Genomic DNA, 24,843 nt, shown 5'->3' with positions numbered 1-24,843 from the left:
CTGCTTTACCGTCCAATTTATTTAACAGCCTACTTGATTAAACAAATGTATCATAAATATACCCAATTCTCAATCCTCTTTTTATTGGATTTATTTGTTCCGATCTTGTACATGAGCATGGCTCGGTCTCAATTTACTTCCTGGAACCGTTCTGCGAATTAGGATATTAGCAAGTGCCTTCGGATAAAACGGGATGAATGGCCATAAATACGGAACATTCAATGTACGCAAGCTTGCTAAGAACAAAACATACAATGTACAGCCAACAACGAAACCTGGCGTATGGAATATCGCAACTAAAATCAACAATATAAATCGCACCAGCTTATTCGCAATCCCCAACTCATAACTCGGGGTTGCGAAATTGCCAATTGCTGCAACAGATACGTACAAAATGACTTCTGGTACAAACAAGCCGACATCGATGGCGATTTGTCCAATCATTACTGCCGCAACTAAGCCCATTGCGGTCGAGAGTGGTGTTGGCGTATGAATGGCTGCTATCCGTAAGAATTCCAAACCAAAGTCAGCAATGAACAGCTGAACAATTAGTGGTAAATGAGTGCGTTCCGTCGGTCCAATAAAGGCCAGGTTCTCAGGTAACAGAGATGGCTCAAGTGTGACAAGAAACCACATTGGTAAAAAAAACAAGGATGCTAAGACACCAATAAAGCGGACCCAGCGGACAAATGTCCCAACCATCGGAGCTTGTCTGTATTCCTCCGCATGCTGCAAATGATGAAAATAGGTAGCTGGTGTTATAATAACACTCGGTGAAGTATCGACATAAATAACCACATGCCCCTCAAGCAAATGATTGGCAGTAACGTCCGCTCTTTCTGTGTATCGAACGAGCGGATATGGGTTATAGCCTTGCTTTAGCAAAAATTCCTCAATTGTCTTATCTGCCATTGATATGCCATCAACATCAATGTTCTCTAATTCCTTTTTAATAATGTCTACAAGGTCAGGGTCAGCAATGTCCTTAATATAGCCTATTGCCACATCGGTTTTTGAGCGTTCGCCGACCTTTAAGATTTCAAATCTCAGCCGCTCATCACGTATTCTTCTTCTTGTGATAGCTGTATTGATAATAATATTTTCAACAAAGCCATCCCTTGAGCCTCTTATTACCTTTTCTGTATCTGGTTCCTGCGGGGTTCTGCCTGGATAGCTCCGCACATCAATGGCAAGGCCTTGATTATAGCCTTCCATCACTGCGACAATAAGCCCTGATAACACCTGATCCACAAGTTCGTCCATTTTATCAAGCGGCTGTACTTGATGATGCACAAGCTGGTTTTCAATAATTTTGAAAAAATCCTCTGATTGATGAACCCGCTCCTCATCATTTAAAAACAACAGCTGTTCTAAAAGATTGGAAATGATCGCACTATCAATTAATCCGTTAACATAATATACATTTACTTCATGGTGGAGTACGAAGATTTTTCTAACTCCAAGGTCAAAGCTAACACCTAAACCAACCCTGTCCTGCATGTACTTTTCAACATCTGTTAGCTTTTTATAAATGGTCGTCATTTCCTTTGTTTCATCGCTCTTTGTTTCCTTGCTCTTTGCTTCATTGCTCATAAAAACCACTTCTTTCTAAAATATATTCCACTGCTTTTCGAGTAATAGGTGCACCTTTTTCATAGGAATCACGTTTTCCCATCTTGCCGATATCTCCGATGCCCACAACCAATGGCAAATGAAGACTATCAAGGCTGTAAACGGTATCGCCGCTCATTCTTCCTATCTCATATTCTGGAATCCCTAGCTTATCAACCCCGTATGGAGTCAGGTTGCCATCTTGGTCAATTGCCACATCAATTCTTGTCCATTCTTCTCTTCTTGTCCTGCTTGCAACAGCGATTACCCCAAGCACCTCAACATCCTTATGTGCTGCTATGTATTTTAACGCTGTCTCACCGGCCCCTTCTCCGACATAACCGCTGTCATCAAACATTACTAATACAGGATCTTTTTTTGCTTTTTTTATTAAGCTCAAAATTTCAGGACCGCTATGATTTGATGGATTGCCAAATGACATAGATATACAGCGGCCGCCAACTTCCTTTGCCACCATTTCCACAGCTCTTCTGGCATATTCGTCTCCATCTGTTATCAAAATGACTTTTCTTTTTGTACCCATCTGCATTTTCCTTTCTTTTTAGCATCTTGCCTATCCTACGGTGCAAAATACATCCAATGAAACAGAGAGCCGAAGATTTTGCCAAAAACGAGCGCCATCATCAAAACGAGAAGCCGATCATCCATGCCCACCCTTTTTGCTAAAAGCGGAAAAACATTCAATACTTCTGTTAGCGCAGCAGCTATCATGCCAATATAAATGCCTCCTGCAAGACCCATCACAATTAGGATTAAAGACGAAATGGAAAAAGAAGGTTCTCTTAAAAATAAAAATGTGCCACAAACCGCACCACAAACAACTGACCACTCATAGGAGTGAATCTTACTGCCTGTTTTTGTTAGCTGGGTGAGTCTCGGTATGATGCCAAATACGGTCAAAAAGGCAACATAACCAGCTCCGACTGTAATCCCCCAAGCCGCCCCGATAAAAAGCACTACAAGTATCTTAATGATCATCTAATTTTTTCATACTTTCTTTATTCTCATGCATGATTACATATTGGTCCAAAGCTTGCTGATAGGAGAAAACCTCTACTTCCAAAGGGCTTGGCTCTTCGTTAAAACGCTTTTTAAATACATGATTAAAGAAGATAATCATCCCCAAGCCTAACCCTAAGCTATAGGGAATTTGAAAGATAAGAGGCTTTTCTACCTCTTTTCCTGTAATGATTTTATACAGCTTTTGATGAACTGCTTGCATACTAACATCTTCATGAAAGTTCATAATTGTTAGAGCAGATCCAATAAAAAGAAGCAGCCAAACTAGCAAAAAAAGCGGTATTGATGCTTCCTTTTTTTTAAGGATGACTTCAATGATGGTTTGTGCAGGGCCGATAATCTGTATCTCCAAGTCTTGGTTGATGCTGCGGATTGCTTTGATAATTCTTGTGCTGTCAATGACAATGATATTTCGGTCACCCTCTGAAATACGGTATATGACCATTGCTTCCAATTGTTCCATGAGAGCATCAGCAGCAATCACTTGTGCTAAATCTTGCAGCAGCACATCCTCATTCAATCTTTTTTCGATACGATTTCTCATCCGAATATAAACCGTCTCAGCCATTCGTGTTCACATCCTAACATCTAATGTTTTTGTGATGTTGGTAGTATTTGCATGAAAGTGGTAATTTATTAGTGAGAAGATAATTGGTAATAATTCCATAAAAAAAAAGCAGATGGATTAAAGATCCATCTGCTCTTTCATTTGTAGTAATATCTTTTTCTCAAGCCGCGATACTTGTACTTGTGAAATTCCCAGCCTTGTCGCAACCTCCGATTGTGTCTGGTCTTTATAATATCGGAGGTACACGATTAGCCTTTCTCGTTCATCAAGCTCCCTAATCGCTTCTTGCAAGGCGATTTTATCAAACCATTTCCCTTCATTGCCATCATCTATCTGATCAAGAAGGGTAATAGGATCGCCATCGTTTTCATATACTGTTTCATGAATAGAAGAAGGTGTTCTTGCAGCCTCTTGCGCTAACACTATATCTTCTGGCGGAATATCAAGATGCTCTGAAATCTCTCCGACAGTCGGTGTCCGTCCATACTGTTTGGAGAGCTCATCTTTTGCTTTCCTGATTTTATTGCTCAATTCCTTTAAGGAGCGGCTCACCTTTACTGTGCCGTCATCACGAATAAAGCGTTGAATTTCGCCGATAATCATTGGTACTGCATACGTCGAGAATTTCACATCATAGCTTAAATCGAATTTATCGACCGATTTAAGCAACCCGATACAACCGATTTGAAACAGGTCATCTGGATCATAACCTCTGTTCAAAAATCTTTGCACGACGGACCATACAAGGCGCATATTTTTCTGGACTATTGTATCTCTAGCTGACTGATTGCCATCTTGGCTTCTTTTAATAAGCTCCTTCACTTCATGGTCTTTTAAATACGTTTCTTTCTCCTTTTTTACCTCCACATCCATAAGCGATTCTCCTTAATTGCTTAGCATTTTGCTCTTTATTAAATGCTTTCGCAGGCGGATCTCAGTTCCATTTTCGGGGCTAGAGTGCACGTCAATTTCGTCCATAAAATTTTCCATGATGGTGAATCCCATTCCGGATCTTTCTAATTCAGGCTTTGTCGTAAATAACGGCTGTCTTGCTTCTTCCACATCCATAATTCCTTTACCATCATCACGGATAGTCAAATCAATGAAGGAATCCTCCATAATGACAGAAATATAAACTATTCCATCAGGATCATTTTCATATCCATGTATAATACAGTTTGTGACTGCTTCAGAAACAACTGTTTTAATTTCCGTCAGTTCATCCATTGTCGGATCAAGCTGTGTAATAAAAGCAGCGACAGTTACTCTGGCAAAGGATTCATTTTGGCTTTGTGCGCTGAATTGCAAATGCATTTCATTTCTCATTTATGCAACCCCCAATCTTTCAAGTGCAAATTGTTCATTTGTTTCCAGCTTCATTATTTTAAACATGCCAGACATATCAAACAACCTTTGGACACTCGGGGAGATTGCACAAATCACCATTTCTCCGCCTAACTGCTTTATTTGTTTATATCTGCCTAAGATAACTCCTAAGCCTGAACTATCCATAAATGATAAATGCTCTAAGTTTAAAACAATATGGCGAATATTTTTGCTCTCTATCGCTTCTGTAGCTTTTGTGCGTAGCTCTTCCGCGTAGTGATGATCTAATTCCCCTGCTAAACGAATACAAAGAACATTGTTTTTTGTTTCCAGCTCAATATTAAGACTCACTATCCATAGCCTCCTCTATTTGGTTTAGTGAGTCAATTCTACCTTTAATCCTTCATTTCCTTCAAGCAAGACAAAACTAGTGTTGATTCGCTAAAAAAACAGGAATCGTGACATTTTTTATTCTGTTTTTGTGAACATTCCTGCAGTTCGTTTAAAGAGGGTCCACCAGCCAGCTTCCTTAATTTCTGTTTGGGAAACAAGCGGACTTTCAACAATTACCTTCCCATCCTTGATGAACTGAACCTTACCAATTTCCTGACCCTTTAGTATTGGAGCCTTAAGATTTTTGGACATTGTAATTTTTTTCTCGACGTCATCCACCTTTTCGCCCTTTTTCGTTAACAGGGAGATCGGTTCACTTGTAACTGCCGCTGCTTGTTTTTGTTCCCCTTTGCTAACATTTACCTTGCCGATCATTTCATTGCGCTTATAAACAGGGTGTGTCTCATATTGACTAAATGCATAATCAAGCATTTTTGTTACTTGTGCATTACGCTCTTTTGATGTTGGCGCACCAAAAACAACAGCAATTACACGCATTCCATTCTTTTCGGCTGTTGCTGTTAAACAGTATTTCGCTTCCTTAGTAAAGCCCGTTTTCAGGCCGTCCACTCCTGGATAAAATTTAACAAGACGGTTTGTATTCACAAGCCAGAATTTCTTATCTGAATTCTCCCTAAGGTAAGCTTCATATGTACCTGTGAATTTTGTGATATCTTCATATTTCAATAATTCCTTTGCCATAATAGCCATATCATGTGCTGTACTGAAATGCTCATCAACAGGAAGGCCAGTAACATTCTTGAATGCAGTATTTTTCAATCCTAGACTAGCTGCTTTTTTGTTCATCATTTCTACAAAAGCTTCCTCAGATCCAGCAAGTCGCTCTGCTACTGCAACTGCTGCATCATTGCCAGAACCAATTGCTATACCTTTAAGCATTTCCTCTGTTGTCATTTCTTCACCGGGCTCAAGGAAGATTTGTGACCCGCCCATTGATGCAGCATGCTCACTTGTTCTAATCTTCTCGTCAATCTTGAGCTTGCCTTGATCAAGTGCTTCCATAATTAATAACATCGTCATTATTTTTGTCATGCTTGCAGGCGGAAGCTCTTCATTGCTGTTTTTCTCGTAAAGCACTGTACCTGTATCTCTGTCAATCAAGATAGCTGATTTAACATTGTCCACCAGTTCACTGCTTTTTTCTGCAGCAAGTGTGCTTGGTGCAAGCACAGAAGCAAATAGTAACATGCTTAAAAAGATTGTTGCGATGCGTTTCATCTCATGACCCTCCATTCTATATACTGTCCCATTTTTTCCAATCGTTGTTTTTTTATACAGAGATTTACTATATTTTTTCTAAAAAAAGGCACAATTAAACATGGATGAGGCTTCCTTGACACAACAAGGCATTTAAGCTATTTTTAAACTGTTGAATAAATAGTTCGGCTTTTGAAATAAGCAATACATTACTGGCTGTTTTTTTTAAGAATAAAGGAGGAGAAACGTTGATTCATATAAAAACGAAGGAGCAAATCGAAAAGATGAAAAAAGCTGGGGAAATCCTTGCTGATTGCCATAAGGAAATCAGCAAATTGATAAAACCTGGCATTACTACTCTTGAGATTGATAGATTTGCAGAAGAATATATTACGAAAAGAGGTGCAACTCCTGAGCAAAAGGGCTATCATGGCTATCCTTTTGCAACATGTGCTTCGGTCAATGATGTGATTTGCCATGGCTTTCCAAATAAAACCTCTTTAAAAAACGGTGATATTGTCACAATTGATATGGTCGTCAATTTAGATGGCTGGCTGGCTGATTCTGCGTGGTCCTATGCAGTTGGAACCATTTCTGATGAAGCGCAAAATTTGCTAAAGACAACAGAAGAGGCTTTATATAAAGGGATTGAGCAAGCGGTTGTCGGCAACAGAGTCGGAGATATTTCCCATGCTGTTCAAAGCTATGCTGAATCAAAGGGCTATTCGGTCGTACGTGATTTTGTCGGTCATGCAATCGGCAGAAATATGCATGAAGAACCACAAATTCCTCATTATGGTCCTCCAAACTTAGGGAGAAGATTAAAAGAGGGTATGGTTATTACGATTGAGCCAATGCTTAATACAGGGATGTATCATGCTAAAGTCGATTTAGACGGATGGACAGCACGAACTGTAGACGGCAGTCTATCTGCACAGTATGAGCATACTTTAGCCATTACTGCTGATGGACCAGTAATATTAACAAAGCAATAAATATAACAGGAGGGAAGCACTTATTACAGTGCTTCCCTTCTGTTAATGTCATTCATGTACAAGCTCTTTCACTTGATTCGGAGGCATAACATTAGCTGGGATTCCAGGGACATAAGGTTTGGCTGCTGCTAATATTGTAAACTCTTCTTTCGCTTCCTTTATTATCGATTGATCCTGCAATAAATCATACAGCGTTAACGCCATTGTTTTGGCAGCCAAGTGCATGCCTTTAAAACCGATCGAACTTCCATAAGAAGCAGTTGCTTGCCAGGAGTGTGCTTGCACGCCGACTGGTGCACAAGTTGTTGTCACTTGGCCAACAGGTGTAATCCAGCTAACATCGCCAACGTCTGTTGATCCGCCGACAGATACTCCCTTCAATTTCGGATCGTTAATACTAACTGTTGGAAGAAGTTCATCTGTAAAGGCAGTGATTCGCTTTTTGGATACTTCTACAATCTTCGGATCGATTGAAGCAATAATCTCATTAGCAAACTCCTTCTCTTCCTCTGTAAAGTTTAACGGGTTTTCCTCCATATTCTTTAGCATCACATCATTTAATCTGTCATTTGGCAATGTTTCATAGGCAAATGCTAGTATTTCTGAGCTTACAGCTGTTTCTGTCATTAAAGCAGCTCCATCCGCACATTTCTTAACCCTAACAAGCAGTTCATCGACCTGCTCCTTTGTAGCAGCACGGATATAATACCAAACTGTGCTTGTATCTGGGACAATATTCGGAGCAAGCCCTCCATTTGTGATGACATAATGAATTCTTGAACCATCTAATATATGTTCACGCAAATAATTAGAACCAATATTCATTATTTCGACCGCATCCAAGGCGCTTCTTCCCGCATGAGGTGCACCAGCAGCGTGTGCAGCAATGCCTGTGAAATGAAATTTAATAGAAACCATTGCCTGCATGCTGAAGTTTGATGTCATATTAGCTGTTCCAGGATGCCAGGTTAAGGCGCAATCCAGGTCGTTAAACAAACCGCTTCTTGCCATGAAGGTCTTTCCTGACAGTACTTCTTCGGCAGGACAGCCATAGTAGCGGATTGTGCCTGCAAGATTTTCAGCTGCCATTTTGTCCTTTAATGCCATCACTGCTGCGACACCTGCTGTTCCTAAAAGATTGTGACCACAGCCATGACCTGGCCCGTTTGCGACGATTTCAGCACGAATTGGTGAAACCTTTTGAGAAAGGCCTGGCAATGCATCATATTCTCCCAATATACCAATAACAGGCTTACCAGTCCCATACTCTGCCACAAAAGCGGTACTCGATCCGCCAGCATTTTCTTTAATCGAAAAGCCGGCATTTTGAAGGGCTGTTATTTGCTTTTCTGCAGCATACGTCTCCTCATAAGCTACCTGCGGGTGTTCCCAAATATCCTTTGCCATGTCTGTAAAGAATTGTTCGTGCTCATTCAGCCAGTCCGTCACATCTGTTTTGCCCATAATTAGCCTCCTTAAAAAAAATAGTAGTCATCACGAAGAGTATGAATATTCTGTATTTTAAAAGCATACCTTATTCTAGTCTTTCGTGCTACTAATTAGTTAGGAAATCTGACGAGAAACAATTTTTTTATTGTAGAGCTGCCAGCACTAAAAAAAGAAGCTCGAGTTACCTCGACCTTCTTTTCCCACAAAATCAGCCAGTAATTACTTCATATATCAATTCTGGAGCGTCGACTTTTTTGTCGATGACTTTAATATGCTCATATAATCTTTGCTTCACATCGTCAATATTTTCTGTATTGCTGTAAATGGTCACAAGCGATTCGCCTGCTTCCACCTTGTCACCGATTTTTTTGTTAAGAACCAATCCAACAGAGAGGTCAATTTCTGATTCCTTTGTCGCTCTGCCAGCACCAAGAATCATTGCTGCTGTACCGATACTGTCAGCTGTAATTTCTGCTACATAGCCTGACGCTTTCGCTGGAAGTTCCAGCTTGAATGGAGCTTGCGGGAGACGCTCAGGATTATCGACAACACTAGCATCGCCGCCTTGTGATTCCAAGAAGAGCTTGAATGTTTCCAAAGCTTTTCCACTCTTGATTGCTTCTTCCAACAATTCTCTTGCTGCTTCGATACTTTCTGCCTTTTCTGCCAAATATACCATTTGAGACCCAAGCGTAAGGCATAGCTCCGCTAAATCTTTTGGCCCTTGGCCTTTTAATGTATCAATTGCTTCCTTTACTTCAAGTGCATTGCCAATTGCATATCCAAGCGGCTGGCTCATGTCTGATATAATCGCCATCGTTTTACGGCCGACATTATTACCGATTCGTACCATCGCTTCTGCAAGCTCCCTTGAATCATCCAATGATTTCATGAATGCTCCCGCACCCGTTTTTACATCAAGGCAAATCGCATCAGCACCTGCAGCGATTTTTTTACTCATAATACTGCTTGCGATAAGTGGGATACTATTAACAGTGGCAGTAACATCCCTTAACGCGTACAATTTCTTGTCAGCAGGAGTTAAGTTACCGCTTTGCCCAATAACAGCCACCTTATTTTTATTTACTAGTTTAATAAATTCCTCTTTATCGATTTCAACATGGAAGCCTTGAACAGCTTCTAGTTTATCGATCGTTCCGCCAGTATGACCAAGTCCGCGTCCACTCATTTTCGCGACTGGAACGCCGACAGCTGCCACTAAAGGACCAAGAACAAGTGTAGTCGTATCGCCAACACCGCCTGTAGAATGCTTGTCAACTTTAATACCGTCAATTGCTGACAGGTCGATGACATCGCCAGAATGAACCATTGCCATTGTTAAATCGGCTCGTTCCTTTTCTGTCATGCCTTGGAAAAACACTGCCATTGTGAATGCACTGATTTGGTAATCAGGTATTGTACCATCCGTATAGCCATTAATAATGAAAGAAATTTCCTCTTCCGTCAATTCGCGTCCATCACGTTTTTTCTCAATTAAATCAACCATTCGCATTTTCATAGTGGAATCCCCTTATCTACTATTTGCCGATTTCTTTGACCAATTCTTTAACATATTTCAGGAAGTCTGCTTTTACCTTTTCCGTTGTTTCAATAACTTCTTCATGGTTAAGCGGCTGATCAAGAATACCTGCTGCCATGTTAGAGATGCAAGAAATTCCAAGGACTTTAAGTCCAGCATGTCTTGCTACAATTACTTCAGGAACAGTTGACATACCAACAGCATCTCCACCAAGAACTCTTAACATTTTAACTTCTGCAGGCGTTTCGTAAGAAGGGCCTGTATTGCCGACATAAACACCCTCTTGCACTTTTAAGCCAATATTGGCAGCGATATCTTTTGCAGCTGCTCGTAAATTCTTGCAGTATGCTACACTCATATCTGGGAATCTAACACCTAATGCAGAATCATTTGGTCCGATTAACGGGTTTGTTCCCATATTGTTTATATGATCAGAAATCAACATTAAGTCCCCAGGAGCAAATGCTTCATTCACACCACCTGCCGCATTTGTGACGATAAGATTTTCCACACCTAATTCTTTCATCACACGAATAGGGAATGTTACCTTCTCAAACGTATAGCCTTCATAATAGTGGAATCTTCCTTGCATTGCGACAACTTCAACACCGCCAATTGTTCCAAATACAAGCTGGCCAGCATGGCCTTCCACTGTTGATACAGGGAATTCAGGAATTTGCTCATACGGGATTTTGACAGCATTTTCAATTTCTTCTGCCAAAACACCAAGTCCTGACCCTAAAATTAGCCCAAGCTTTGGTACTGCTGAATATTTTTCTTTTAAAAAGTCTGCTGATTGTTTAATTTTTGTATAGTCCATGTTCACTGCTCCTTATATTAAATCCTTCAAGAAACTTTTGCCGTGCTTAGGTAGAGCCACTTGGAAGTTATCTGCAATCGTTGCGCCGATATCAGCAAATGTCTCTCTTAATGATAGCTCACGGCCAGCGCTGATTGCTTTATTATATACTAATAAAGGCACATATTCTCTTGTGTGGTCTGTGCCGGGAGCAACAGGGTCATTGCCATGGTCTGCCGTTATAATGAGCAAATCATCTTCATTTAATAGTGGCAATACTTCTGTCAGCCTTGCATCATATTCCTCTAGTGCTTTTCCATAACCGATTGGGTCACGTCTATGTCCATAAAGGGCATCAAAATCAACTAGATTTAAGAAGCTAACGCCTGTAAAGTCCATATGTAATGTTTCTAGAAGCTTATCCATACCATCCATATTGGAGACTGTACGCAATGATTGGGTAACACCTTCCCCATCATATATATCCGAGATTTTTCCGATAGCAATACTGTCTAACCCATTGTCCTTTAACTCATTCATTACGGTTCTATCGAACGGCTTAAGTGCATAGTCATGACGGTTTGCCGTTCTTTTGAAATTACCTGGCTCACCTAAAAACGGTCTTGCAATGATTCTGCCGACCATGTATTTCTCATCAAGTGTCAATTCTCTTGCAAGCTCACAAATTTCATAAAGCTCTTTTAATGGTACGACTTCTTCATGTACAGCAATCTGCAGGACAGAATCAGCTGATGTATAAACAATCAAATCGCCTGTTTTCATATGCTCTTCTCCGAGCTCATCAAGGATTTCAGTACCACTTGCAGGCTTGTTGCCAATAATTTTGCGGCCTGTTTTTGATTCTAGTTCTTGCAGCAGCTCATCCGGAAATCCTTCTGGAAAAACACGGAACGGAGTATCAATTCTTAGACCCATAATTTCCCAGTGTCCAGTCATAGTATCTTTCCCGTTTGAAGCTTCCTGCATTTTTGTATAATGTGCTAACGGCTTGTCTGCCTTTTCAATTCCTTTAATTGCCTCGATATTACTTAAACCTAATCGCCCCATATTCGGCATATGTAGGCCATTCATTTTTTCTGCTATATGACCAAGGGTATGTGCACCTAAATCGCCAAATTTTTCAGCATCTGGTGCTTCACCAATTCCGACTGAATCCATCACAATCAAAAATACCCTTTTAAATGGATATTTGGACATTTTTTTACCTCCTATATAAAATTAATCATCCTATTTTACCCTTTAGTATGTATCTTTAACCAAAAAAATTATAGCACATTGTCAGAAGTCTGACATCTATTTCCTACAATTATTTTAGGGCCAGCCTTTCACCATACGAATGTATAGGCGGTGAAAGGGCTGACCCTATGCTCTTGGATGATATTGACTATAAACATCTTTTAATCTAGTTTTTGTAACATGTGTATAAATTTGCGTTGTTGAGATGTCAGCATGTCCGAGCATCTCTTGAACCGCCCGCAAATCGGCCCCATTCTCCAATAGATGGGTAGCAAATGAATGCCTTAACGTATGTGGCGTAATTTCCTTGTTGATATCTGCTTCTTTTCCAAGACGTTTAAGGATTTTCCAGAATCCCTGCCGGGAAAGTCTTCTGCCATGATGGTTAAGAAAGAGCGCATCTGTTTTTTCTTTTTTGTTCAAAAAAACTGATCTGCCCTCTTCCAGATAAACGGTTAAAGCCCTTGTTGCAGCACCGCCGATTGGAATAATTCTCTCTTTGTTCCCTTTGCCGATACAGCGAACAAACCCCATCATTAAATGGACATCATCCAAGTTCAATTGAATCAATTCACTCACACGGATTCCTGTCGCATACAAGAGCTCAAGCATTGCCTTGTCCCTTTTTCCGAAGTGGTCGAGCTTTTTAGGAAATTCAAGCAATGCCTCCACCTCTTGCATGGATAGCACTTTAGGCAATGACCGCTCTCCCTGCGGGGTTTCAATATGTACTGTCGGGTCCTCTTCTATCACCCTGTCACGGAAAAGGAACTGATGAAATGCCCGGATGGAAGCTATATGTCTGGCAATTGTTTTGGAGGACTTCCCATTATCCTTCAAAAACCCCAAAAATCGAACGATATGTGCGCGTTGAATATCAGTAAGGCCAATTTGTTCTATGTCTCTTATATACTTGCAATAGGATTTTAAATCCCTTTCATAAGAAACTAGTGTGTTTTTTGCCAAACCCTTTTCCACTAATAAATAATGCATAAAGTCCTTAAGCTGTTGTTCCATTTATCATTACTCCCCATTTAAGAAAAAAAGAAATATTCGTTCTCTCCAGGAAAACTCTTCAGCCTCCCCATCACCGCTCACTTTCACAGCAGCTCCAGACGGTTCATCATAGCGATGAAAATCCTGATATTCTTCATTAAACCATATAAGTGCATAATAAAAAAGAATCGTACATCCAACAAAAAGCAAAAATACCTTTGCTGTCCGAAAGACAACTTTAGACCATTGCAGCATAGATTTTCCTCCAAACTAGTTTCTTATTAAAAGCTATGCCAGTTTACGGAGAAAATATACCTATAATAGAGCCTATTCTATGAAACAAATCAAAAAACCTTCTCCATATGAAAAAGGTTTCTCATTCTTTTTTTAATCTGCACTTTTTTCATTGCAGCGATGACATATTCCATGAAAGGTTAAACGGTGATCTTTTATTTTAAAATTCCAGTCACGTTCAACTACTTTTTCAACATCTCCTAATAAATCCTCTTGAATCTCGTCAACAGCACCACATTCTATGCATACTAAATGATGATGAAAGTGAGCTGCACCTTCTTGTCGTAAGTCATATCTAGAAACACCATCACCGAAATTTATTTTATCAACGATTTTCAGCTCAGTCAGAAGTTCTAAAGTCCGGTAAACTGTTGCTAATCCAATTTCGGGCGATTTTTCTTTTACAAGGAGGTAAACATCTTCTGCACTTAAGTGGTCTTCTTCATTCTCTAGCAAAACCCTCACTGTTGCTTCTCTCTGAGGAGTCAATTTATAGCTCGAAGAATGCAACAGCTTTTTTATTCTATCTATTCTACTTTCCATTCCGAAAGTCCCTCCCTAGCCACTGTCCATATCATTATAACAGAAGAAGGATTAGAATCCTAATAAAAATTATTATAAATAAGAATCAATAATTATTCGTTATTTAAAATCATTATAATTTATTCAATATAAACTAAAGCCGCCTATAAATGAGTTAACCATATTCACAATGGATTTCATTAACCCTGGAGAAATATACGCTTCAACACCTGCAGCTATCACTAAAGAAACAATCGCCCCAACCAACAATACCATGTATCGCCCGAATAGCGGAAGCATCGGTTCTCCCATTTTTTTCATAAATTGCTGTCTGATCATCTTGAAGGAGAATGACACAGCTAATGTTGCAGATATAATGAACACAGGAATGATAATGATATTTTGCGGTAATACAGAAACGAAGGAAAGTAAAAAGCCATTCCATCCCATTTGGTTCACTAAAAATCCGACTGTAAAGCCAACTACCATTCCTTTTATAAATAATAAAATGAGAATAACAGGCAACCCAATAATTGAAATGCCTAGAAGCCACATTAAGCCGATGAATTTACTGTTATGAGAAAAGCTCTGAATAAACAAGTCTTTGCTGTCTGCAACCTTGCCGTTAGAAATTTGGCTGAAAAATTGTGATAAATAATAGAAAAGATCTTCTTTTTGGCTTAATGTCAGGCTATTAACCACAATTGCACCAAATATGACACCCATTAAAAACAACACTGCAATAAATAAATAAATGGAGGAATGTTCTCGAAAATGATTTGCTAGAATGTTCTGGTACTTATTTTTTTTCATTGCTATCTCTCCTCTGTGCCAATCTGTTATTTCATTCTATGAAACAAGAGCGCAGCATATGACTAGTAACTCTAGTATTTTTCTACCAAATTATATTTAGCTTATAGAGTCCAGTTTTTATGCTAAAAAGAGAGGAGATAAAATATAACTTTTCTAAACACGAAAAATAATTTCTAATTTGAGACAATAGAGCATGAAATTATCAAATAGAGTATGGCTTTAAAAATTAGTTCTGTTCGTATCATTGTGCGCTCGCCCTCGCCTATGTGAGCTAAATCGGCTCTATTTCCCTTAGTAGTTGAGTGGCCTTCGCTCCATTCCACTAAAATCCTTAATAATTGTAATTAAGAGAACCTACAACGCAAAAAAACCGACCCATTAATCAAAAAATGGGTCGGTTTTGGATTAGGTTACATACTTACTTCCTGCCTGTTTTGCTTATTAATTGTCTTCCTTAATATAAACACTTCCATAACGGCCTCCGCCTCCTACTGTGAGGGACAGGTTGCCTTCTCTTGCTGCTTGGATATAGTCTGCTATTTTAACTGGAACTATTTCTGCTAGCTTTTCATATGGTGCAGCATGAATGATTTGCATTTCTGTTGAGAAATAGGAAAGTAGCTTCTCTAGTGTTTTGTTTCCTAAACCTGGGATGAATTCAAGTGGGACTTGGTGTATATAGGGTGGCCGCTCAGGCTTCGTAGTGCACGATGAAAGCTCCTGAATTCTTGCAGCAACTCCTTTTTTCACGATTTTATGGCCACAGCTGCTACAAGCAGCCTCATCTTCACCTAAGGGCTTATGACATTTCAAGCACACTGTTTCATGGTATTTGCCTAACAATGGGTCCATCCCATAATTCGCTACGATTCTCCTGCCATCCATCCTCTTTAGTGCTTTTTCCAGCTCTTGAAAGGATGCTTCCTTCAGCTCCAAAATTTGATATTCACGGCCGAGTTTCGCCAGTGAATGGGCATCTGAATTAGTTACATAAGGATAATCATGAAGTTCTTTTATATTGTCTGCCATTTCTGTATTCGAACTTAAGCCAAGCTCGACTGCATCAATAAGTGACGGATCGAAAACCTCTGAAAGCGATCGCTTCACACCGCTTCCATACAAGCTCTTAAACGGTGTAAAGATGTGTGCAGGAATAAACAGGCCGCCAAGGTTTTTCACCTTTCGCTGCAGCTCAATTCCAGTCACATATATACGTTGTGAACTTAATTGAATATTTTTCATTTTGCCAGACAGCCATAAGGAAAATTCCTTCATTGCATTCAATGTCGGCAAATAGCAGAGCACATGGATAGGTCCACTACAAGCATCGTCATATATTTCTAACTCAGAGCCAGGAATAATTGTGATACCATCCATTTCCAGACCGCCGCCGGCCTTTTGCGTCATTCTGCCTTCTTCTATGTATGTATCCATTTCCATTAATACTTCAGGCGAATGACAATCAATAATTCCAATCATATCAAGACCCTTTTGAAAGCTCGCATATTCAATGATATTCAATAGGGTTAAGGTTCGAGATCCGGTTATTTTTACAGCTTTACCGCTTGCTGTTCTGCCAATATGAATATGCAAGTCTGTAAATATGTGTTTCATCCCTGTCACCTTATTTTCCAAGGAGCTGCCAGTATTGAACAGCATACATTGTTTTAGCATCAAGAATTTTTTGCTCTTTCATTAACTGAAGCGCTTCTTCTAATGAGATTTCCATAAGGTTTACAAACTCATCCTCGTCAAGTCCTGCTGCATCTTCCTTTTTATACAGTCCTTTTGCTAAGTAGACATGAACTAGTTCATCTGCAAATCCTGGTGATGTATAAAAGGAAGTAATATGCTCCAAGTCCTGACAGCCGTAGCCTGTTTCTTCCTCAAGCTCCCTGCCTGCACAAACAGCAGGATCCTCGTTCTTTTCCAGCTTACCTGCCGGAATTTCAATAATCGCTTTTTCAAAGGCTTTTCTGTACTGTTCCACTACAACAAGCTTATTGTCTTCTGTGATGGCAATAACAGCTACCGCACCAGGATGCTTAATGATTTCCCGTGTCGAAGTATTCCCATTCGGCAACAGCACCTCATCGACTTGCAGAGAAATAATTCTTCCTTTGAAGATTTCCTTTGTGCTGATTGTTTTTTCTTCTAAATTTTCCATCTGTGTTTCACTCCTGTTCTATTCACTTAACCAGTTTTCATATATTTCATTATACTTATTTCCCCTTCCAAAAGGGAAGGAAACGGAGGCAATCCTTGAAGATTTACAAACAAAAAAACGCAATTATCCTGACAGGCAAGGCTTGGCAAGTGCGTCATATGCTCAAAAATTATCAAAAAGACTATAAGTTTGTTAAAGACTGGATAGAAGCAGATACACTGCAACGAAAAAAAGAAGACAAAAAATAGGGCACATCCTTTGTCTTCTGCTCCTGCTTTTCGATAAAATAAAGAGGCAAGCTTAACATGAGAGAGGTGTTTATGATGAAAAAGAACCGTTTAGGACAATCTGATTTATATATTTCTGCACTTGGTCTTGGATGCATGAGCTTAGGAACAGACGAAAAAACGGCTTTCCCTGTGCTGGAGGCAGCAATGGAAGCTGGTATTAATTATTTTGACACAGCGGATTTGTATGACTTCGGACATAATGAGCAATTACTCGGCAAATTCTTCAAGCAAAATCGCGAGGATATCATCATTGCCAGTAAAGCAGGAAATAAATGGCAGGAAGGTGCAGAAGGCTGGACATGGGATGCCAGCAAATCCCACATAAAGGAAGCTGCCAAAAACAGCCTCAAGCGTCTTGGCACTGATTACATTGATTTATATCAGCTTCATGGCGGAACATTGGATGACCCAATTGATGAAACGATTGAAGCGTTTGAGGAATTGAAGGAAGAAGGCTATATTCGTTATTACGGCATTTCTTCCATTCGTCCAAATGTCATCAAGGAATATGTTAAACGTTCGAATATTGTATCTGTTATGATGCAATACAGTGTATTGGACAGGCGTCCAGAGGAAGAAGCATTGCCGCTACTTCATGAAAATGGCATAAGTGTTGTTGCACGTGGACCTGTTGCAAAAGGGTTGCTTAGTGACAATTTTGCGAGAAAGCTTTCTTCAAAAGGCTATATGGAATATACGGAAGAAGAACTTCGCTCCACATTAGAGTTATTAAAGGAAAAATTCGCAGGCAAACATTCCTTGCTGGAAGCAGCAGTACAATATAATCTTGCTAATCCTGCAGTTGCCTCAGTTATTGCTGGAGCAAGCAGTGTCCAGCAGTTGCAAGAAAATGCTCATGCTGTTAACAGTGCTCCACTTACTCCAGATGAATTGAAAATCATTCAGGAGGCTTCCAAGGCATCCATTTATCAAGACCATAGATAATAATAAAACAGCAATGGCATTGAAGTGCACCCCAATTGTTAGACAAAGGTCTAACAATTGGAGGTGTCTTTTTTATGGCCAAATTTTCGATAGAAGAAAAAATTAGTGCCGTTTTGGAATAGATAGATGGTGATGATGGCGTAAATACGATAGCGAGAAAAATTGGGGTTAACTATGCTCTTTTTCAAGATTGGATTAAACAATATAAGCTACATGGAGAAAAAGCCTTTGAAAAACGCTATACAAACTACTCCGTTGACTTTAAACTAGACGTATTGAAATTTATGAATGAAACTGGGACGTCTAACAAGGAAACAGCAGCTATCTTTAATAACCCATCTCCACCAACCACTTTAAAGTGGAGGAAGGCATTTGAAGAAGGCGGAATAGACGCTCTAAAACCGAAGAAACAGGGGCGTCCGTTTATGAGTGAAAAATCGCAGAAAAAAACAAAGAAAACACTAGATAAAGGTTCTGTAAAGGAACTTCAAGAAGAAATCTATCGTTTAAAGATGGAGAATGCCTACTTAAAAAAGTTGAATGCCTTAGTTCAGGAAAGGGAAAAGCTACAAAACAAGAAAAAATAAAGGCGATATACGAACTAAGGAAATCATTCCCGATAACAGAGTTAATGAAAATAGCTGGTATCGCAAAAAGCACCTATTATTTTATTATCAATTAAAAGCAATACAACGTCCGGATAAGTATATAGAAATAAAGCAACACATTGAGTTTATATACCACACGAATAAGGGGCGTTATCGCTACCGTCGGATTCACCTAGAGTTAAGAAATCGTGGTGTATATATTGATCATAAGACGGTAATACGCCTTATGAAACAACTTGGGCTAAAATCCTTGGTTCGGATAAAAAAATACCGTTCCTATAAAGGGAAAGTAGGTCAAATAGCCCCCAATGTGCTAAAGCATAACTTCGTGACAACCAAACCGAATGAGAAGTGGGTAACTGATGTGACAGAGTTCCACTTATTTGGACAAAAGCTTTACCTATCTCCTATTCTTGATTTATACAATGGGGAAATCAATGCCTATAACGTAGAAAAAAGACCTGTCTATTCCCTATCCAAGATGTTGAATCAGGCATTGGAGGATTTGCCAGAAGGAGAGAAACCTATTCTGCACTCGGATCAAGGCTGGCACTATCAGATGAGTAATTATCGTCACGTGTTAAAACAGCATGGAATTACACAGAGTATGTCGCGAAAAGGAAATTGTTTGGATAATGCAGTCATGGAGAATTTCTTTGGTTTATTAAAGTCGGAATTATTCTACCTTCACGATTTTGAAAACATGGAGCACTTTAAACAAGAACTGGAGAGCTACATTTATTACTATAATCACATACGAATTAAGGCAAAATTAAAAGGCATGAGTCCGGTTCAATACCGAACTCATGCCCCAGAAGCTGCCTAATGAGCTAACCATGTCTAACTTTATGGGGTCACTTCACTTCCTGCTGTTTTTATTTGAATTCTTTCCAGTTCATCGAAGTATCATTCAGAAGCTCTTCAAAGCTTTTGTTTTTTTCTTTTTGGCGGCGTTCTTCTTTTTTTCTTGCTTCTTCTGCTTTAAGTCTTTCTTCCTCTTCCACCTTAAGTTCTTGCTTCTTATCCTTTAATTGCTTGGCAAGCTGTTCATTTAGCATATCTCCAAGTGTGACTGGCTTGTCGCTAGTTTCTTTTTTTGTCTGTCTGTTTTGTTTCTTCTTCATTTTGATCTCCCCTAGTATTTAGTCACCGATTCGTATCGTCTCTTCCAAACTAACTTTAACATTGCCTTTAATTGCTCTTGTAATCATGCAGGATGCCTCTGCTTTCTCAGCAAGCCTTGCTGCAAGCGCCACGTCTTTTTGCGTCGCTTCATCGTTTAATATTATTGTCGGACGATGGATAATCTCTTTATATGTAAAGATACCGTTTGTCACGTCAACAATCGCTTCCGATTCTAGGTTTAAGCTTTTTTTGTTTAAATTGCTTCTTTCCATCATAGCAGCCAACGTTATAATGAAACAAGTTGCTGCCGCACCTAAAAGCATTTCATCAGGGTTTGTCCCGACACCTGGCCCATCCATTTCTTGCGGGATAGAAATTTGCGTTTTTAAGTTCCCGCTTTCAATTGTACCGATATCATTGCGAAGCCCAGGCCAGTTCGCCTTTAAATGAAAATGATGCTCTGCCATTAATGATCAACCTTTCTGTTTGCACTTGCTTGTATCATAACATATTTTTTAGATCCCGTTCATTTCCACGCTTCCCCTCCACTAACAGGCTCTATTTTCGGGAAAAACGGTGTGTCACGTAATCGAACAAGCCGTATACTGTTACTATTCCTGCTATTTTTAGTGGGTATACCTTTTTAACGCACGGTCTCTGATTAAATCTGCCAAATTACGGGTATCCTTAGTTTTGTATATGTGTCGGTAACCGTAAAAGGTGATATTTTTCTATTATTGTCTGCTTTGTTTCTTTAGAAAATAATGGTAAACTCATAGTAGTTTTTTAAATGAAATTATTTTATTCGGGGGAATGAATGTGAAAAAATTTTTTCGCTATTTCTTTTCATTCTTGATATTTTTTACATCCATCGGTGTTTACTGTACAAATAGGTTGATGTATATGAAGAAAAAAGAGGACGAATTTATATTTAACAGAGAAAAAGCCGCCGGAAGGCTTGATCCTGTGACATTGGAGACATTAAAAAAAAGGGAAATAAGTATTCCGTCTCCTTACGGCTATATGTTAAAAGCAATTGCTACAGAGCCATATCCAAATAAGTGCTACATTATTATTGCTCATGGAGTAACAGAAAACAAATTAAATTCCGTCAAATATATGAATATGTTTATAGAAAGAGGATTTAATGTCATTATTTATGATCATCGCAGGCACGGCGAGTCTGGCGGTAAAACAACAAGCTTCGGTCATTTTGAGAAATTCGACTTAAAGGCGGTTGTTGATTGGTTAAAGGCGGATAAAGGCGAAGACATTCTTTTAGGAATTCACGGGGAGTCAATGGGTGCGGCCACGATGATTTTATATGCTGGCATGGTTGAGGACGGAGCTGATTTTTATATTGCTGATTGTCCTTTCTCCGACTTTGGTGAACAATTGAACCATTTAGTCAAGGCTGAAATGAAGGTGCCGGGAAATCTGTTCCTGCCAATTGCTGATTTGGTCCTGCGGGCCAGACAGCGATATTCTATCCGCCAAGTCTCCCCAATTGCTGTAATTGATAAAATTGAGAAGCCAATGCTATTTATTCATAGTGAAAAGGACACCTTTATTTTGCCTGAAATGACACAAAAGCTGTTCGAAAAGAAAAAGGGACCGAAGAAGCTTTTTCTTGCATTAAACGGGTTCCATGCTCAAAGCTATAATGAAAATAAGCAAGAATACGAACAAGTAATTGATGACTTTTTGCAGGAGTACGTTATGAAATAATAGGCAGATGCTTTATTAGAGAGTGCTTAAGATTGTTTGAAGCTCTGAAACTTTTGCAAACAGAATTTTAATATTGGAACGAAAAAGAGGCTGGGACAAAACAAAAGATAACCTTTCTAAACACGAATAATAAAATTACATCTAAATTTGAAAAAAGAAGCACGTGACTAAATAGTATATGGGTTTAAAATTAGTTCGTTTCATTGCACTGCATCGCCTGCGGGGTCTAAGCCTTTCCTCTATTTCCCGCAGGAGTCGAGTGACCTCCGCTCCATTCCACTAAGTTTTCTAATCAGTGTATTAAAACTAAAAAACACAAAAAAGCCGAACTATTTAATAATTGGTTGATTAAGTAGTTCGGTTTTTATGCAGATTCACTTACTTATGTCCCAGCCTCTTTTTTCTTACTTCCAATGGTCGTTTATATAGTCATCTCTGCCGGACTTTTCTCTGTCCTCTTTATAATGCTGCTTGTTTTTCTTATGATAGTCTTGGTGATACTCCTCAGCAGGATAAAAAGTGACAGCAGGCTCAATTTCCGTAACAATTGGCTTTTTGAAGCGACCACTGTCTTCAATTGCCTTTTTCGACTCCTCTGCCAGCTGTTTTTGCTTTTCATTATGATAATAAATCGCCGTGCGATATTGAGAGCCTCTGTCATGAAATTGTCCGCCGCTGTCTGTTGGATCAATTTGCTGCCAATACAGTTCCAACAGTCTTTCGTATGGAAATAACGCTGGATCAAAGGTGATCTCTACCACTTCTGCATGTCCAGTAGTTCCTGTTTTCACTTGCTCATATGTAGGATTTTCGATATGTCCGCCCGTATAGCCTGACACTATACCGCCAATTCCAGGAAGCTCATCAAAAGGTGTTACCATACACCAAAAGCATCCGCCTGCAAATGTCGCTTTTTCCATGTTGTCTCCCTCTTTCTATCCCAATAATGCTTCCAATATAGAAGCTTTTCCCTTACAGATTGAAACTAGTATATAATAAAATCTAGTAGGATACTACCATTTAACACTAAAAAAAGAACTGCTGTGCAAATGGATGTTACTGCACACAGACTGCATATAGCTGTTTATTTCCGACTCCCCTATTTACAGCTCATTTTTTATCAAGCATGCCGCCCATCACCCTATCTGCTATGCGCGGAAATAAACTGTACAGGATACTGCCTGCATTCATCCACCCTGGCAGGTTCAGCTCTCTTTTTGGCTTTAAAAGCAGTGCCGTAATACGGTCCGCTACGTATTCGGTTGTTAGCATAAATTTCTGCACATTCTTTACATAGTTTCCTGACTTATCTGCTATTTCAAAGAAGTTCGTATCAATTGGACCAGGATTAACCGCAGACACATGAATAGCAGTTTTGGCAACCTCCATCCGGAGACTATTAGTGAAGCCTAAAACAGCATGCTTTGTTGCAGAATAACCAGATGATTTTGCAGTGGCAAGCTTGCCGGCTTGTGAAGCAATATTAATTATATGCCCCTTGTTCTCCTGCAGCATAGTTGGCAGAACCTCTTTTGTACACGAAATAAGACCGAGCACATTAACCGCAAACATACTTTCCATATCCTGCATATCCGTTTCATGCAAATACTCAAAAACACCGAATCCAGCATTGTTGACGAGAATATCGACAAAGCCTACCTGTTTATATATTTCCGCAAAAACCTCGCGGACTTTATCCAAATCACTTACATCCAACACATAATACAGGGGCTCTACACCTGTATCTTTCTGAATTCTCGCCGCAATTTCCTTCAGCTTGTCTTCAGATCTTGCGATAAGGACTGGCCTAGCACCAAGCTTTGCAGCATTCTCAGCCAGCCTTTCTCCAATTCCGGAGGATGCACCTGTTATGATAATATTCTTGCCTTGTAAGTCTCTCATTTCTTCACCTCTCCATTTGCTTGCTCTTCTTTATAAGCTGGAATTTCATACTCTTTAAAGTCCTCCGCTACAGATGAAGCAGGAAAGATTGCTTGTGCCTCCTCAAGCAAAGTTTCAACAGTATCGTATCTCGCACTGATATGTGTGAGAATCAAGCATTTCACGCCTGCTTCCTTCGCATTCGTTGCGGCTTGTCCTGCTGTTGAATGATAATACTCGCCAGCTATTGCCGCTTCTTTTTCTGAAAATGTAGCTTCATGCACTAGGACATCTGCTGCTTTTGCCAATTCAATAGCAGCATTACAGCTTCTTGTATCACCGAGAATCGTCACTATTCTACCTTGTATACTAGGACCAACAAAGTCCTTTCCGTCAATGATGATGCCATTTTCGAGGGTTACTTGCTTGCCTGCTTTAATTTCTCTGAATAGTGGTCCAGGCTTAACTCCCATTTCCGCCAATTTTTCTGTCAATAGTCCGCCTGGCCGATCCTTCTCAACAACCCGATAACCAAAGCTTTGCACACCATGCTCTAGCATTTTCGCTTCGACAAAAAACTTATCTTCGTCTAAAACTATGCCCTCATTAACTTCAACTATATTCAGTTCATATTTCAAATAAGTTTGACTGACCTTCAAGCTGACAGCAATATAGTCTGCAATGCCTTTTGGACCGTAAACAGTCAGTGGAGATTCTCCGCCTTGAAAGGACCTGCTTGCCAAAAAGCCGGGTAAACCGTATATATGATCACCATGGAGGTGAGTAATAAACACCTTTTCCACTCTTCGCGGCTTAATATTCGTATGTAAAATTTGATGCTGTGTCGCTTCACCACAATCAAATAGCCAAATGCTCCCTGTTTCCTCGAGCAGCTTTAACGCGATGCTTGTCACATTCCTCGCTTTTGCTGGTATTCCAGCACCAGTTCCTAAAAATGTTAATTGCATAAAAACCATTCACTTCTTTCTCATTTTCTCTTGTTTACCTATATTAGTGGTTATGTATGCTAACATTGTAAAATTTGCACAAAATAACCGTTGATACTAGCAGTATAATGCAAAAAATGACCTAATCCAAATATATTAAAACTTTTTCCTAGTAAGTTTCCCTATTATCATGTAATATCTAAAAAGACAACATATTTTTTAGGTATGGACGTAGAGGCTGCCTACTTAACTAAAATTTTCAAATATTCAAACATAATATTTGCTAAAATGATTTTAGTCAGCTAAAATTCTATACCTGTAAGATGCTTA

At 39.5% G+C, this 24,843-nt stretch carries 27 protein-coding genes and 1 pseudogene; 5 read left to right on the top strand and 23 right to left on the bottom strand.

Features of this window, described 5'->3' with window-relative positions:
- Positions 1–90: 90 nt before the first annotated feature.
- The 8 genes from CEQ21_RS19815 to CEQ21_RS19780 all read right to left on the bottom strand — a co-directional run bounded on the left by CEQ21_RS19815 (position 91) and on the right by CEQ21_RS19780 (position 6,178).
- Positions 91–1,542, bottom strand: coding sequence for a spore germination protein (locus tag CEQ21_RS19815; protein WP_235907407.1), 1,452 nt, complete (start codon positions 1,540–1,542; stop codon positions 91–93).
- A gap of 40 nt (positions 1,543–1,582) precedes the next feature.
- Positions 1,583–2,155, bottom strand: coding sequence for a stage V sporulation protein SpoVABEA (locus tag CEQ21_RS19810; RefSeq protein WP_185765985.1), 573 nt, complete (start codon positions 2,153–2,155; stop codon positions 1,583–1,585).
- A gap of 35 nt (positions 2,156–2,190) precedes the next feature.
- Entirely contained in the window at positions 2,191–2,610 is a 420-nt protein-coding gene (locus CEQ21_RS19805; RefSeq protein ID WP_185765984.1) for a stage V sporulation protein AB, read from the bottom strand.
- Positions 2,600–3,220, bottom strand: coding sequence for a stage V sporulation protein AA (locus CEQ21_RS19800; protein WP_144452755.1), 621 nt, complete (start codon positions 3,218–3,220; stop codon positions 2,600–2,602). The genes CEQ21_RS19805 and CEQ21_RS19800 overlap by 11 nt, the downstream gene beginning before the upstream one ends.
- 117 nt (positions 3,221–3,337) lie before the next feature.
- Positions 3,338–4,093: an RNA polymerase sporulation sigma factor SigF gene (sigF, locus tag CEQ21_RS19795; protein ID WP_185765983.1), complete on the bottom strand. Its 756-nt coding sequence runs from the start codon at positions 4,091–4,093 to the stop codon at positions 3,338–3,340.
- A 12-nt stretch (positions 4,094–4,105) separates the two neighbouring features.
- Complete coding sequence (spoIIAB, locus tag CEQ21_RS19790) at positions 4,106–4,546, bottom strand: anti-sigma F factor (RefSeq protein WP_144452753.1); 441 nt, start codon at positions 4,544–4,546, stop codon at positions 4,106–4,108.
- Positions 4,547–4,897, bottom strand: a complete 351-nt coding sequence (gene spoIIAA / locus CEQ21_RS19785) for an anti-sigma F factor antagonist (protein ID WP_127737562.1) — start codon at positions 4,895–4,897, stop codon at positions 4,547–4,549.
- A 117-nt stretch (positions 4,898–5,014) separates the two neighbouring features.
- On the bottom strand, positions 5,015–6,178 hold the full coding sequence (locus CEQ21_RS19780) for a D-alanyl-D-alanine carboxypeptidase family protein (protein ID WP_185765982.1): 1,164 nt from the start codon (positions 6,176–6,178) through the stop codon (positions 5,015–5,017).
- Positions 6,179–6,405: 227 nt separating this feature from the next.
- Here CEQ21_RS19780 and map point away from each other — a divergent pair, with 227 nt between their 5' ends.
- On the top strand, positions 6,406–7,152 hold the full coding sequence (map, locus tag CEQ21_RS19775; RefSeq protein WP_185765981.1) for a type I methionyl aminopeptidase: 747 nt from the start codon (positions 6,406–6,408) through the stop codon (positions 7,150–7,152).
- A gap of 48 nt (positions 7,153–7,200) precedes the next feature.
- Here map and CEQ21_RS19770 read toward each other — a convergent pair whose 3' ends face one another.
- From CEQ21_RS19770 to CEQ21_RS19725, 10 genes are all read right to left on the bottom strand, one after another.
- Complete coding sequence (locus CEQ21_RS19770; RefSeq protein WP_185765980.1) at positions 7,201–8,616, bottom strand: amidohydrolase; 1,416 nt, start codon at positions 8,614–8,616, stop codon at positions 7,201–7,203.
- A gap of 193 nt (positions 8,617–8,809) precedes the next feature.
- Positions 8,810–10,114, bottom strand: coding sequence for a pyrimidine-nucleoside phosphorylase (locus tag CEQ21_RS19765; protein ID WP_185767345.1), 1,305 nt, complete (start codon positions 10,112–10,114; stop codon positions 8,810–8,812).
- A gap of 25 nt (positions 10,115–10,139) precedes the next feature.
- A complete protein-coding gene (locus tag CEQ21_RS19760; protein ID WP_185765979.1) occupies positions 10,140–10,961 on the bottom strand; it encodes a purine-nucleoside phosphorylase in 822 nt (273 codons plus the stop codon).
- Between the two features lie 12 nt (positions 10,962–10,973).
- Entirely contained in the window at positions 10,974–12,158 is a 1,185-nt protein-coding gene (gene deoB / locus CEQ21_RS19755; RefSeq protein ID WP_185765978.1) for a phosphopentomutase, read from the bottom strand.
- A gap of 165 nt (positions 12,159–12,323) precedes the next feature.
- Positions 12,324–13,214, bottom strand: a complete 891-nt coding sequence (gene xerD, locus CEQ21_RS19750) for a site-specific tyrosine recombinase XerD (RefSeq protein WP_185765977.1) — start codon at positions 13,212–13,214, stop codon at positions 12,324–12,326.
- Between the two features lie 6 nt (positions 13,215–13,220).
- The gene (locus CEQ21_RS19745; protein WP_185765976.1) at positions 13,221–13,448 is read right to left on the bottom strand and encodes a YqzK family protein; all 228 of its coding nucleotides are present in this window, start codon (positions 13,446–13,448) and stop codon (positions 13,221–13,223) included.
- A gap of 132 nt (positions 13,449–13,580) precedes the next feature.
- Entirely contained in the window at positions 13,581–14,030 is a 450-nt protein-coding gene (locus CEQ21_RS19740; RefSeq protein ID WP_127737555.1) for a ferric iron uptake transcriptional regulator, read from the bottom strand.
- A gap of 123 nt (positions 14,031–14,153) precedes the next feature.
- Complete coding sequence (gene spoIIM, locus CEQ21_RS19735; protein WP_185765975.1) at positions 14,154–14,822, bottom strand: stage II sporulation protein M; 669 nt, start codon at positions 14,820–14,822, stop codon at positions 14,154–14,156.
- A gap of 441 nt (positions 14,823–15,263) precedes the next feature.
- Positions 15,264–16,436 (bottom strand): endonuclease Q family protein, encoded by a 1,173-nt coding sequence (locus tag CEQ21_RS19730; protein WP_185765974.1) that lies wholly within the window; start codon positions 16,434–16,436, stop codon positions 15,264–15,266.
- Positions 16,437–16,446: 10 nt separating this feature from the next.
- A complete protein-coding gene (locus CEQ21_RS19725; RefSeq protein ID WP_185765973.1) occupies positions 16,447–16,989 on the bottom strand; it encodes an NUDIX domain-containing protein in 543 nt (180 codons plus the stop codon).
- A gap of 95 nt (positions 16,990–17,084) precedes the next feature.
- Between CEQ21_RS19725 and mciZ the strand changes: the two genes are divergently transcribed.
- From mciZ to CEQ21_RS19710, 3 genes and pseudogenes are all read left to right on the top strand, one after another.
- Positions 17,085–17,237 (top strand): Z-ring formation inhibitor MciZ, encoded by a 153-nt coding sequence (mciZ, locus tag CEQ21_RS19720; RefSeq protein ID WP_185765972.1) that lies wholly within the window; start codon positions 17,085–17,087, stop codon positions 17,235–17,237.
- Between the two features lie 75 nt (positions 17,238–17,312).
- A complete protein-coding gene (locus CEQ21_RS19715; RefSeq protein ID WP_185767344.1) occupies positions 17,313–18,224 on the top strand; it encodes an aldo/keto reductase in 912 nt (303 codons plus the stop codon).
- 122 nt (positions 18,225–18,346) lie between these two features.
- Positions 18,347–19,658: pseudogene (locus CEQ21_RS19710) on the top strand (IS3 family transposase).
- Positions 19,659–19,707: 49 nt separating this feature from the next.
- Here the strand turns inward: CEQ21_RS19710 and CEQ21_RS19705 are convergent.
- On the bottom strand, positions 19,708–19,956 hold the full coding sequence (locus tag CEQ21_RS19705; protein ID WP_185765971.1) for a YqkE family protein: 249 nt from the start codon (positions 19,954–19,956) through the stop codon (positions 19,708–19,710).
- Positions 19,957–19,974: 18 nt separating this feature from the next.
- On the bottom strand, positions 19,975–20,424 hold the full coding sequence (locus CEQ21_RS19700; RefSeq protein ID WP_185765970.1) for an OsmC family protein: 450 nt from the start codon (positions 20,422–20,424) through the stop codon (positions 19,975–19,977).
- A 352-nt stretch (positions 20,425–20,776) separates the two neighbouring features.
- On the opposite strand from CEQ21_RS19700, the gene CEQ21_RS19695 reads away from it, so the two are divergent.
- On the top strand, positions 20,777–21,685 hold the full coding sequence (locus CEQ21_RS19695; protein ID WP_185765969.1) for an alpha/beta hydrolase: 909 nt from the start codon (positions 20,777–20,779) through the stop codon (positions 21,683–21,685).
- 404 nt (positions 21,686–22,089) lie between these two features.
- Here the strand turns inward: CEQ21_RS19695 and msrA are convergent, their stop codons facing one another.
- The 3 genes from msrA to rnz form a co-directional block, all read right to left on the bottom strand.
- Positions 22,090–22,605 (bottom strand): peptide-methionine (S)-S-oxide reductase MsrA, encoded by a 516-nt coding sequence (gene msrA / locus CEQ21_RS19690; RefSeq protein ID WP_185765968.1) that lies wholly within the window; start codon positions 22,603–22,605, stop codon positions 22,090–22,092.
- Positions 22,606–22,795: 190 nt separating this feature from the next.
- A complete protein-coding gene (locus CEQ21_RS19685) occupies positions 22,796–23,587 on the bottom strand; it encodes an SDR family NAD(P)-dependent oxidoreductase (RefSeq protein WP_185765967.1) in 792 nt (263 codons plus the stop codon).
- Positions 23,584–24,534, bottom strand: a complete 951-nt coding sequence (gene rnz / locus CEQ21_RS19680) for a ribonuclease Z (RefSeq protein ID WP_185765966.1) — start codon at positions 24,532–24,534, stop codon at positions 23,584–23,586. The genes CEQ21_RS19685 and rnz overlap by 4 nt, the downstream gene beginning before the upstream one ends.
- Positions 24,535–24,843 lie beyond the last annotated feature (309 nt).

It is taken from the genome of Niallia circulans, assembly GCF_007273535.1.
GTDB classification, from domain to species: domain Bacteria; phylum Bacillota; class Bacilli; order Bacillales; family Cytobacillaceae; genus Niallia; species Niallia circulans_B.
Note: the sequence above shows the minus strand (reverse complement) of the source record. Positions and strands in the feature narration are given on the sequence as shown.

Bases quoted from the DNA above. Each gene is read 5' to 3' on its own strand.
- rnz (WP_185765966.1), bottom strand. From the start codon at position 24,534: ATGCAATTAACATTTTTAGGAACTGGTGCTGGAATACCAGCAAAAGCG.
- CEQ21_RS19700 (WP_185765970.1), bottom strand. From the start codon at position 20,424: ATGGCAGAGCATCATTTTCATTTAAAGGCGAACTGGCCTGGGCTTCGC.
- CEQ21_RS19805 (WP_185765984.1), bottom strand. From the start codon at position 2,610: ATGATCATTAAGATACTTGTAGTGCTTTTTATCGGGGCGGCTTGGGGG.
- sigF (WP_185765983.1), bottom strand. From the start codon at position 4,093: ATGGATGTGGAGGTAAAAAAGGAGAAAGAAACGTATTTAAAAGACCAT.
- spoIIM (WP_185765975.1), bottom strand. From the start codon at position 14,822: ATGAAAAAAAATAAGTACCAGAACATTCTAGCAAATCATTTTCGAGAA.
- spoIIAB (WP_144452753.1), bottom strand. From the start codon at position 4,546: ATGAGAAATGAAATGCATTTGCAATTCAGCGCACAAAGCCAAAATGAA.
- CEQ21_RS19745 (WP_185765976.1), bottom strand. From the start codon at position 13,448: ATGCTGCAATGGTCTAAAGTTGTCTTTCGGACAGCAAAGGTATTTTTG.
- xerD (WP_185765977.1), bottom strand. From the start codon at position 13,214: ATGGAACAACAGCTTAAGGACTTTATGCATTATTTATTAGTGGAAAAG.
- CEQ21_RS19715 (WP_185767344.1), top strand. From the start codon at position 17,313: ATGAAAAAGAACCGTTTAGGACAATCTGATTTATATATTTCTGCACTT.
- msrA (WP_185765968.1), bottom strand. From the start codon at position 22,605: ATGGAAAAAGCGACATTTGCAGGCGGATGCTTTTGGTGTATGGTAACA.
- CEQ21_RS19705 (WP_185765971.1), bottom strand. From the start codon at position 19,956: ATGAAGAAGAAACAAAACAGACAGACAAAAAAAGAAACTAGCGACAAG.
- CEQ21_RS19685 (WP_185765967.1), bottom strand. From the start codon at position 23,587: ATGAGAGACTTACAAGGCAAGAATATTATCATAACAGGTGCATCCTCC.
- CEQ21_RS19810 (WP_185765985.1), bottom strand. From the start codon at position 2,155: ATGGGTACAAAAAGAAAAGTCATTTTGATAACAGATGGAGACGAATAT.
- CEQ21_RS19725 (WP_185765973.1), bottom strand. From the start codon at position 16,989: ATGGAAAATTTAGAAGAAAAAACAATCAGCACAAAGGAAATCTTCAAA.
- CEQ21_RS19815 (WP_235907407.1), bottom strand. From the start codon at position 1,542: ATGACGACCATTTATAAAAAGCTAACAGATGTTGAAAAGTACATGCAG.
- deoB (WP_185765978.1), bottom strand. From the start codon at position 12,158: ATGTCCAAATATCCATTTAAAAGGGTATTTTTGATTGTGATGGATTCA.
- CEQ21_RS19800 (WP_144452755.1), bottom strand. From the start codon at position 3,220: ATGGCTGAGACGGTTTATATTCGGATGAGAAATCGTATCGAAAAAAGA.
- CEQ21_RS19740 (WP_127737555.1), bottom strand. From the start codon at position 14,030: ATGGAAAGTAGAATAGATAGAATAAAAAAGCTGTTGCATTCTTCGAGC.
- CEQ21_RS19770 (WP_185765980.1), bottom strand. From the start codon at position 8,616: ATGGGCAAAACAGATGTGACGGACTGGCTGAATGAGCACGAACAATTC.
- CEQ21_RS19730 (WP_185765974.1), bottom strand. From the start codon at position 16,436: ATGAAACACATATTTACAGACTTGCATATTCATATTGGCAGAACAGCA.
- CEQ21_RS19760 (WP_185765979.1), bottom strand. From the start codon at position 10,961: ATGGACTATACAAAAATTAAACAATCAGCAGACTTTTTAAAAGAAAAA.
- CEQ21_RS19765 (WP_185767345.1), bottom strand. From the start codon at position 10,114: ATGCGAATGGTTGATTTAATTGAGAAAAAACGTGATGGACGCGAATTG.
- CEQ21_RS19780 (WP_185765982.1), bottom strand. From the start codon at position 6,178: ATGAAACGCATCGCAACAATCTTTTTAAGCATGTTACTATTTGCTTCT.